Raw genomic sequence first — 6671 nt, forward strand, 5'->3', positions numbered from 1 at the left:
CGATCCGAGGTATGGCCCGCTTTTGTACGAGCGCATAAACTCGGAGGAGGTTTCGTCCTGGCAGACGCACCTGAATTGGAAGTTGGAGGCAAGCCGAAAGCTCCAACGGGAAGATTATACCTCACAGAGGGGAGGGGAGCAAAGCGCTGGCGCCGTCCTTGCATGCAACGCGGCGTCTGGCACAAGCGGGTTGCATGGTGCGGGTCCGAACAGAAAAGCATCGTCGCGCGGATTGTCGCGAGACGTTGCACAGCCAAGTTTGCGAACCGAGAGGTAAGGAGAAGCAATGTCGGAAGCCAACAGCAAGACAGTGTACAAGTCCTTGGGGCTCTGTGGTTTTGGATTGGGTTCGAACTCCGCTGCGGTCGATGTGAAGGACGGGAAGATCCTGCGTATCCGTCCGATGCACTACGACGAGAAATACGATATGGACGATTTGCGCCCCTGGAAGATCACCGCGCGCAACGGCGCCGTGCTCGAACCGAAGACGCACACGTTGCCTACGCCGCTCCAATACGCTTACAAGAAGCGCGTCTACTCAAAAAACCGCGTTCCCTATCCGCTCAAGCGCGTGGACTGGGACCCGAATGGAGAGCGCCATCCCGAGACGCGCGGCACGTCGAAGTACGTACGCATCTCGTGGGACGAGGCTACCACCATCATCGCCGATGAGCTGCGCCGCATCCATAAGGAGTACGGCCCCTTCGCCGTACTGGCCCAGATCGACGGACATGGCGAGTCGAAGATCATCCATGCGGCCCACGGCTGCCCCGGCAAGTTACTCGACCTCATGGGCGGCTATACGCTGCAAGCGCGCCAGCCCGACAGCTGGGAAGGCTGGACGTGGGGCGCCAAGCACATCTGGGGTATGCACCCGGTAGGCAAGCAGGCCCATACGGAGAACCTGTTCAAGGATATTGCGGAGAACGGCGACGCGGTGCTGTTCTGGGGTGCCGACCCCGAGACCACGCCGTGGGGCTGGGGCGGAATGATGCCCGGCCGCATCGAGAGTTTCTTTACCGAAGCCGAGATCATGCAGGTGTTCATCTGCCCCGACCTCAACTACGCCGCGGCCGTGCATGCCGACAAGTGGATTCCCGTGCTGCCCAACACCGATGCGGCACTGCAGTGCGCCATTGCTCACGTGTGGTTTGACGAAGGGCTGTTCAATCGCACGTGGGTCGAGGAGCATTCGGTCGGTTTCGATTGGTTCGAGTACTACATCATGGGCAACGAGGACGGCGTGCCGAAGACCCCGGCATGGGCTGCTCCCATCACGGGCGTTCCGGCTCGTCAGATCAAGGCGCTCGCGCGCTACTGGGCGAAGCATGCTGTGTCCATCGCGCACTGTGCCGGCGGCGGCCTTATCCGTGCGGCCTATTCGAGCGAACCTGCGCGTCTCGAAGTTGCGTTGCTGGTCATGCAAGGCCTCGGCAAGCCGGGCGCGGGCCAGATCAACTTCATGGACTTGGGCCTGTTCGGCATCGACGCCATCTACCCGCTGCCACGTTCCGTGTGCCAGCCCGACCTGAACTCCATCTACAACGGCTGGGCCATGCTCACCGAGCCCGTGAATTTCATCCCCAAGACGCTCATCCCGCAGGCCATCATGAACCCGCCGGTGCACTGGTCGGGTGGACACGTCATAGCGGGCCTGCCGGCCGAGGATCAGTTCATCGAGTGGGACTTCCCGCAGCCTGGTTCCGGCGAGCTGCACATGGTATGGACGGACAGCCCGTGCTGGCAGACGTGCTGGAACGGCGGCAACGAGATGCAGCGTGCGCTGATGCACCCGAACCTGGAGTTTATCGTGGCGCAGCATCCATGGTTGGAAAATGACTGCCTGTTTGCCGACATCATCCTGCCCACCACCACGAAGCTCGAAGTGCACGACGTGTCGAACGACCTGTTCAGCGGCCAGTATAACATGCTCATGCACGAGGAGCAGGCCGTACCGCATGTGGGAGATTCGCTGTCCGATTTCGAGGCTGTCGGCGAGGTGGCCAAGAAGCTGGGTCTCTACGAGCAGTATGTGGGCGGTACCGAAGACGAGCTCATCAAGAAGGGCTTTGAGAATTCCGGCGTGGCCGGCATGATCTCTTACGAGGACTGGCTGGAGAAGGGCTACTTCGTGGTGCCCACGGCCGAAGGCTGGGAAGACGATCCGGTTGGCATGCGCGATTGGCATGACGACCCCGAAGCCTTGCGCCTCGACACGCCCACGGGCAAGATCGAGTTCTACTCCACCGGTTTGGCCGAGCACTACCCCGATGACGTGGAGCGCCCGCCCGTGCCGCACTTCGTGCCCTACGGCGAGTCCCATCAGGAAAGCATGCTGCACCCGCGCTCGAAGGAGTACCCGTTCCTGCTGGTGACCAACCATCCCCGTTGGCGCGTGCACGCGAACAACGACGACAACACCTGGTGCCGTGAGATCGAGACGTGCAAGGTGGTCGGACCGGACGGCTACGCCTACGAGCCGCTGTGGATCAACCCGGTGGATGCCGTGAGGCTGAACATGCACGATGGCGACATCGTGAAGATGTTCAACGACCGCGGCGCGGTGCTCGGCGGCGTTCGCCTGAGCGAGCGCGTCATCCCCGGTGCCCTGTACCAAGACCACGGCGCACGCGTGGACAACATCGTCATCGGCGAGTTCGACCGCGCCGGTGCGAACAACCTCATCTGCCCCTCGAACACCACGTCCAAGAACTGCCCGGGCGAGGTCACGAACAGCTTCCTCGTCAACGTGGAGAAGGCAGACGTGCTTGCGTTGGCCGAGCAGTATCCCGAGGCGTTCGCTAAGAAGTACGACAAGCACACCGGTCAGATTGCAGATGCCGTCATCATCAAGGAAGGGGAGTAGCCATGAAAGTATTCGTCGTCGACATCGATAAGTGCGTCGGTTGCCGCAGCTGCCAGTTGGTGTGCAAAGACGAGCACTGCGACAACGATTGGATGCCCTATGCGGCGCCTCAGCCTGATACCGGCCAGTTCTGGATGAACGTGCAGGAGCAAGAGCGCGGACAGTCGCCGAAGGTGTGCGTCACCTACACGCCCGTCCTGTGCCAGCACTGTGCCGACGCGCCCTGCATGGCCGTCGCCAAGGACGGAGCGGTGTACCGTCGCGAGGACGGCTTGGTCGTGGTCGACCCGGTGAAGTCCAAGGGTCAGGAACAGATTGTGAAGGCATGCCCCTACCATGCCGTGTTCTGGAATGAAGAGCTGCAGATCCCGCAGAAGTGCACCGGCTGTGCCCACCTGCTGGACGACGGCTGGACGGTGCCGCGCTGCGTCGAGGCGTGCGCTCATGACGCGCTGCGCTTCGGCGAGCTGGACGACTTCGCAGGCGAGTTGGATGCTGCGGAATGCTTGCTGCCAGAGGCCGGTACCAATCCGCACGTGTATTATCTGAACCTGCCCAAGCGTTTCATCGGCGGCGAAGTGGCCGATCTTGAGGCGGAAGAAGTGCTGATTGGCGCACGTGTGGTGCTGACGAACCTCGCATCGGGCGAGACCCTCGAGACGACGACCGACGACTTCGGCGACTTCTGGTTCAAGCAGATTCCGGCGGCGGAGTACAGCATCGACGTGGAGATGGACGGCTATCGTACGCGCCATGTGACAGACTTCATCTCCACGGTCGAGCGCGACCTGAACGTGGGAACCATCGCCCTGTACCGGGCTTGAGGAGGAGGCTGTCATGGATATCAGATCGCAGCATGCGGGCATCTACTGCCGTGACATCAAGGAATCCGTTACCTTTTACGAGAACGTGTTCGGCTTCGAGCTCTTGTTCGAGTCGCTGGCCATGGAGGGCGACAAGCCGCTGAAGATGGCGTGGATGCGCCACCCGCAAGGCATCATCGTCGAATTGCTGGAGCAGGAGGACAAAGCGCCGCTCGAGGCGACGGCGTGCTCTTTGAACCATCTGGCGTTCCGCGTGCCCGACATGGATGCGGCAGTGGCCCATCTGGTGGAGTGCGGTGTGGAGATAGAAGCCGGTCCGTTCGACCCGCCGCTTGACTTCGATCGTCCCTGCGATCTTGAGGGCGAAGTGTTCGAGACGTGCAGCGAGCGCGGGCTCAACATGAGGATCTGCTTCTTCAGGGGTCCCGGCAACGAGCGCTTCGAGATCGTGCAGGACAACATCTCCGGATTGTAGACTGCCAACTGTTGCATACGGAAGGTCGAGTGCCCCCGCCATTTGTCGGGGGCACTCTGGGGAAGATGACCCCTTCCCGGGCGGGTTCGGCTTGCGGCGGGAAGCACGTGCTGCGAGCGAGTCGGCTAGAGGTCCTTTTCACCTACAAGCAGGCAGATGCCGCCCACGAAGTTGAGGAATATGAGCGTGCACACACCGAAGGCTATGGTGTTGGGCTTCTCGCCCTTGTAGATTCCCCAGCAATGGACGGTCATGGGAATCATCCAGGCGAGCGGTATGAGCAGCCATCCGACGGTCACCGTTGAAAGAAGACAGAAGATGAAAGCGATCAGCGCGAAAGTGCGGTCGTTGCCCTGCGCCACCGGATAGTAGGCCTGCCCGTAGACAGGTTGTCCGTAGACGGGCTGTGCGTAAGCGGGCTGCGTGTAGGCGGTTGGGTCGTATGCTGGAGTGCCGTACCCATATTCCGCGCTGCCTGCTGGCTGGGCATTCGCTACGTTTTCGGTCCACTGCGCTCCATCCCAATATCGGAGCCTCGTTGTGTCTCCCGATGGGTCGGGGTACCAGCCTGCCTGCGCATTTGCCATGTCGTCCTCCAACAGCACGATAAGAGTAGTAACTTTCTTGCCAGTATAGCCCACGAGCTTCGCGAGAAGCCGCATGGCACACGGCGACAGCAAAACGTAACGGGTTCTTAAGATTCGCCTTAAGATTTCGGCTGGTCGTGCCGACGCTTGGGCGGGGTGACAGCCGGAAGCCCCACAAAACGGGGCTTCCGGCTGTTCTGGAGCCTTCGAGAAAGGGAGGAGTTCTCGAAGGGGAGGAGGATGGGCTACTTCAAGTCGCCGGCTGCATGGCGCACGGCGTGGCGGGCGAACGTGATGGTGCGGCCGCAGGCACAGCCCACGATGTACTCGGGGTAGTTGTTGCCGAAGATGCTGCCGGAGCAGTCGCCAGCGGCGTACAGGCCCTCGATGGGCTTGGCGTCGGCATCGATGACCTGCATATCCTCGTTGATGCGCAGGCCGTCAACCGTGGTGAGCAGCGAGCCGCCGAACCAGCCGCCGTAGAAGGGCGCTGTGCGCAAGGCGGACAGGCGGTAGGCCTCCTTGCCGAAGTCGCCGTCTTTCTGGGCGTCGTAGAAGCCGTTGTACTTCTCCACCTCGGCCAAGAACGTCGCCTTGGCACCGCTCTCGAAGCCCAGCTTGTCGGCCAGCTCCTCGATGGTGTCGGCCTTCACCATGACGCCCTTCTCCAGCTCGGCGGCGTAGATGTCGTCGATGGGGGCTGCGGCTTTCTTGGCCAGCAGCTGCTGGGTCTGGCGCGAGCAGCCGATGGTGGAGAAGCGCTTCACGTCCTCTTTCAGGTTGGAGTCGAACACCTGACAGAACACGCCGCCCTCATGCTCGGCCGCCGCGAAGCAGCAGAAGTCGTAGGGGGTGGACTCGTTCACGAAGCGCTTGCCGTCGCGCACCACTTTCATGAAGGGCTGTGACCCCAGGTTGAACTGCTTGTCGGTGCCTGCGAACCCGGCGGTGGCGCCCGGCTCGCTCACGACACCTGCGTTCTCGCCGGGCTTCACGGCGCCGCGGTCGAAGATCATGGGCGCGCCGGTACTGTCTTTCTGGCCACCTGCCCAGATGCCGGCCTTGATGCCCTCGCCCACGTTGTTGGGTGAGCCGTACTGCAGCGTGACGCAGCGGTCCACCAACGGGTTGCAGGCCTTCAGCATTTCGGCGTTGCTCGTATAGCCGCCTGTGGTCAGCAGCACGCCCTTTGCGGCATCGATTTGCACGTAACCGTCGGGTGTTTCGAAGATGGCGCCGGTCACTTTGCCGCCGTCGCCCTGCACCAGTTTCACCAACTTGTGGTTGAAGACTACATCGTGACCTTTGCCGTTAAGGTAGGAGAGCAGCACCTTGTTGCGCTCCATGGCCTCGCCGTTGGCGTCCTTGCCCGAGTAGTAGTGCTCCATGGGCGCCAGGTAGTAACTTGTGCCGCCGGTCTCGTGGTCGATATCGGCATCGAAGGCGCACTTCATGCCAGCACCGGTGAGGATGGGGTCGATCCAGTCCACCACGCTGGCGCTTTCGCGAATCCACGTGCGGATGACGCGCTGGTCGCACTGGCCGGAGGCGTAGCGCGAGAACTCGTTCAGCAGACGGCCTTCGTCCACTTCCACGCCGGCGGCCTTGGTGTACTTGGTGTTGATGGCGCCGAACCAGTGGCGTGAGCGCTGGATGGAGCCGGTCTTCTCGCACAGCATAAAGTCGACTCCGAGGTCGGTGGCGGTTGCTGCGGCGGCCATGCCGCCGTTGCCCGCGCCGATGATCAGCAGATCGGTGCTCTTGGTTTCCTTGATATCGCTCGCGGCTATCTCAGGTGCGCTGCCCAGCCAGTCGGCTGCGGCTGTCGCGCTAGCGTCGCCTGCGGCGGCAGATTTTGCCGAGGTGTCTTCTGCACTGGCTTTGGGTGCGCAGCCCGACAGCCCGATGGCGGCAAACGC

5 protein-coding genes are annotated in these 6671 nt (G+C 62.0%); 3 read left to right on the plus strand and 2 right to left on the minus strand.

What is annotated here, in order from left to right:
* Window positions 1-286: 286 nt before the first annotated feature.
* The 3 genes from RR842_RS01265 to RR842_RS01275 are packed head-to-tail and all read left to right on the plus strand — an operon-like array spanning window position 287 to window position 4165.
* A complete protein-coding gene (locus RR842_RS01265; RefSeq protein WP_332511577.1) occupies window positions 287-2866 on the plus strand; it encodes a molybdopterin-dependent oxidoreductase in 2580 nt (859 codons plus the stop codon).
* Window positions 2867-2868: 2 nt separating this feature from the next.
* The gene (locus RR842_RS01270) at window positions 2869-3690 is read left to right on the plus strand and encodes a 4Fe-4S dicluster domain-containing protein (RefSeq protein WP_332511576.1); all 822 of its coding nucleotides are present in this window, start codon (window positions 2869-2871) and stop codon (window positions 3688-3690) included.
* 13 nt (window positions 3691-3703) lie between these two features.
* Window positions 3704-4165 carry a VOC family protein gene (locus RR842_RS01275; protein ID WP_332553147.1) on the plus strand — a complete coding sequence of 154 codons (462 nt, stop codon included), beginning with the start codon at window positions 3704-3706 and terminating at the stop codon, window positions 4163-4165.
* 125 nt (window positions 4166-4290) lie between these two features.
* Here RR842_RS01275 and RR842_RS01280 read toward each other — a convergent pair whose 3' ends face one another.
* Entirely contained in the window at window positions 4291-4827 is a 537-nt protein-coding gene (locus RR842_RS01280; RefSeq protein ID WP_332517345.1) for a DUF2510 domain-containing protein, read from the minus strand.
* Between the two features lie 170 nt (window positions 4828-4997).
* On the minus strand, window positions 4998-6671 hold a 1674-nt coding region (locus tag RR842_RS01285; RefSeq protein WP_332728838.1), incomplete at its 5' end, for an FAD-binding protein.

Source organism: Gordonibacter sp. (assembly GCF_036667095.1).
Lineage (GTDB): Bacteria > Actinomycetota > Coriobacteriia > Coriobacteriales > Eggerthellaceae > Gordonibacter.

What these genes read in the sequence shown, in the direction of transcription:
- RR842_RS01275 (WP_332553147.1), top strand. Translation starts at nt 3,704, where the DNA reads ATGGATATCAGATCGCAGCATGCGGGCATCTACTGCCGTGACATCAAG.
- RR842_RS01280 (WP_332517345.1), bottom strand. Translation starts at nt 4,827, where the DNA reads ATGCGGCTTCTCGCGAAGCTCGTGGGCTATACTGGCAAGAAAGTTACT.
- RR842_RS01265 (WP_332511577.1), top strand. Translation starts at nt 287, where the DNA reads ATGTCGGAAGCCAACAGCAAGACAGTGTACAAGTCCTTGGGGCTCTGT.
- RR842_RS01270 (WP_332511576.1), top strand. Translation starts at nt 2,869, where the DNA reads ATGAAAGTATTCGTCGTCGACATCGATAAGTGCGTCGGTTGCCGCAGC.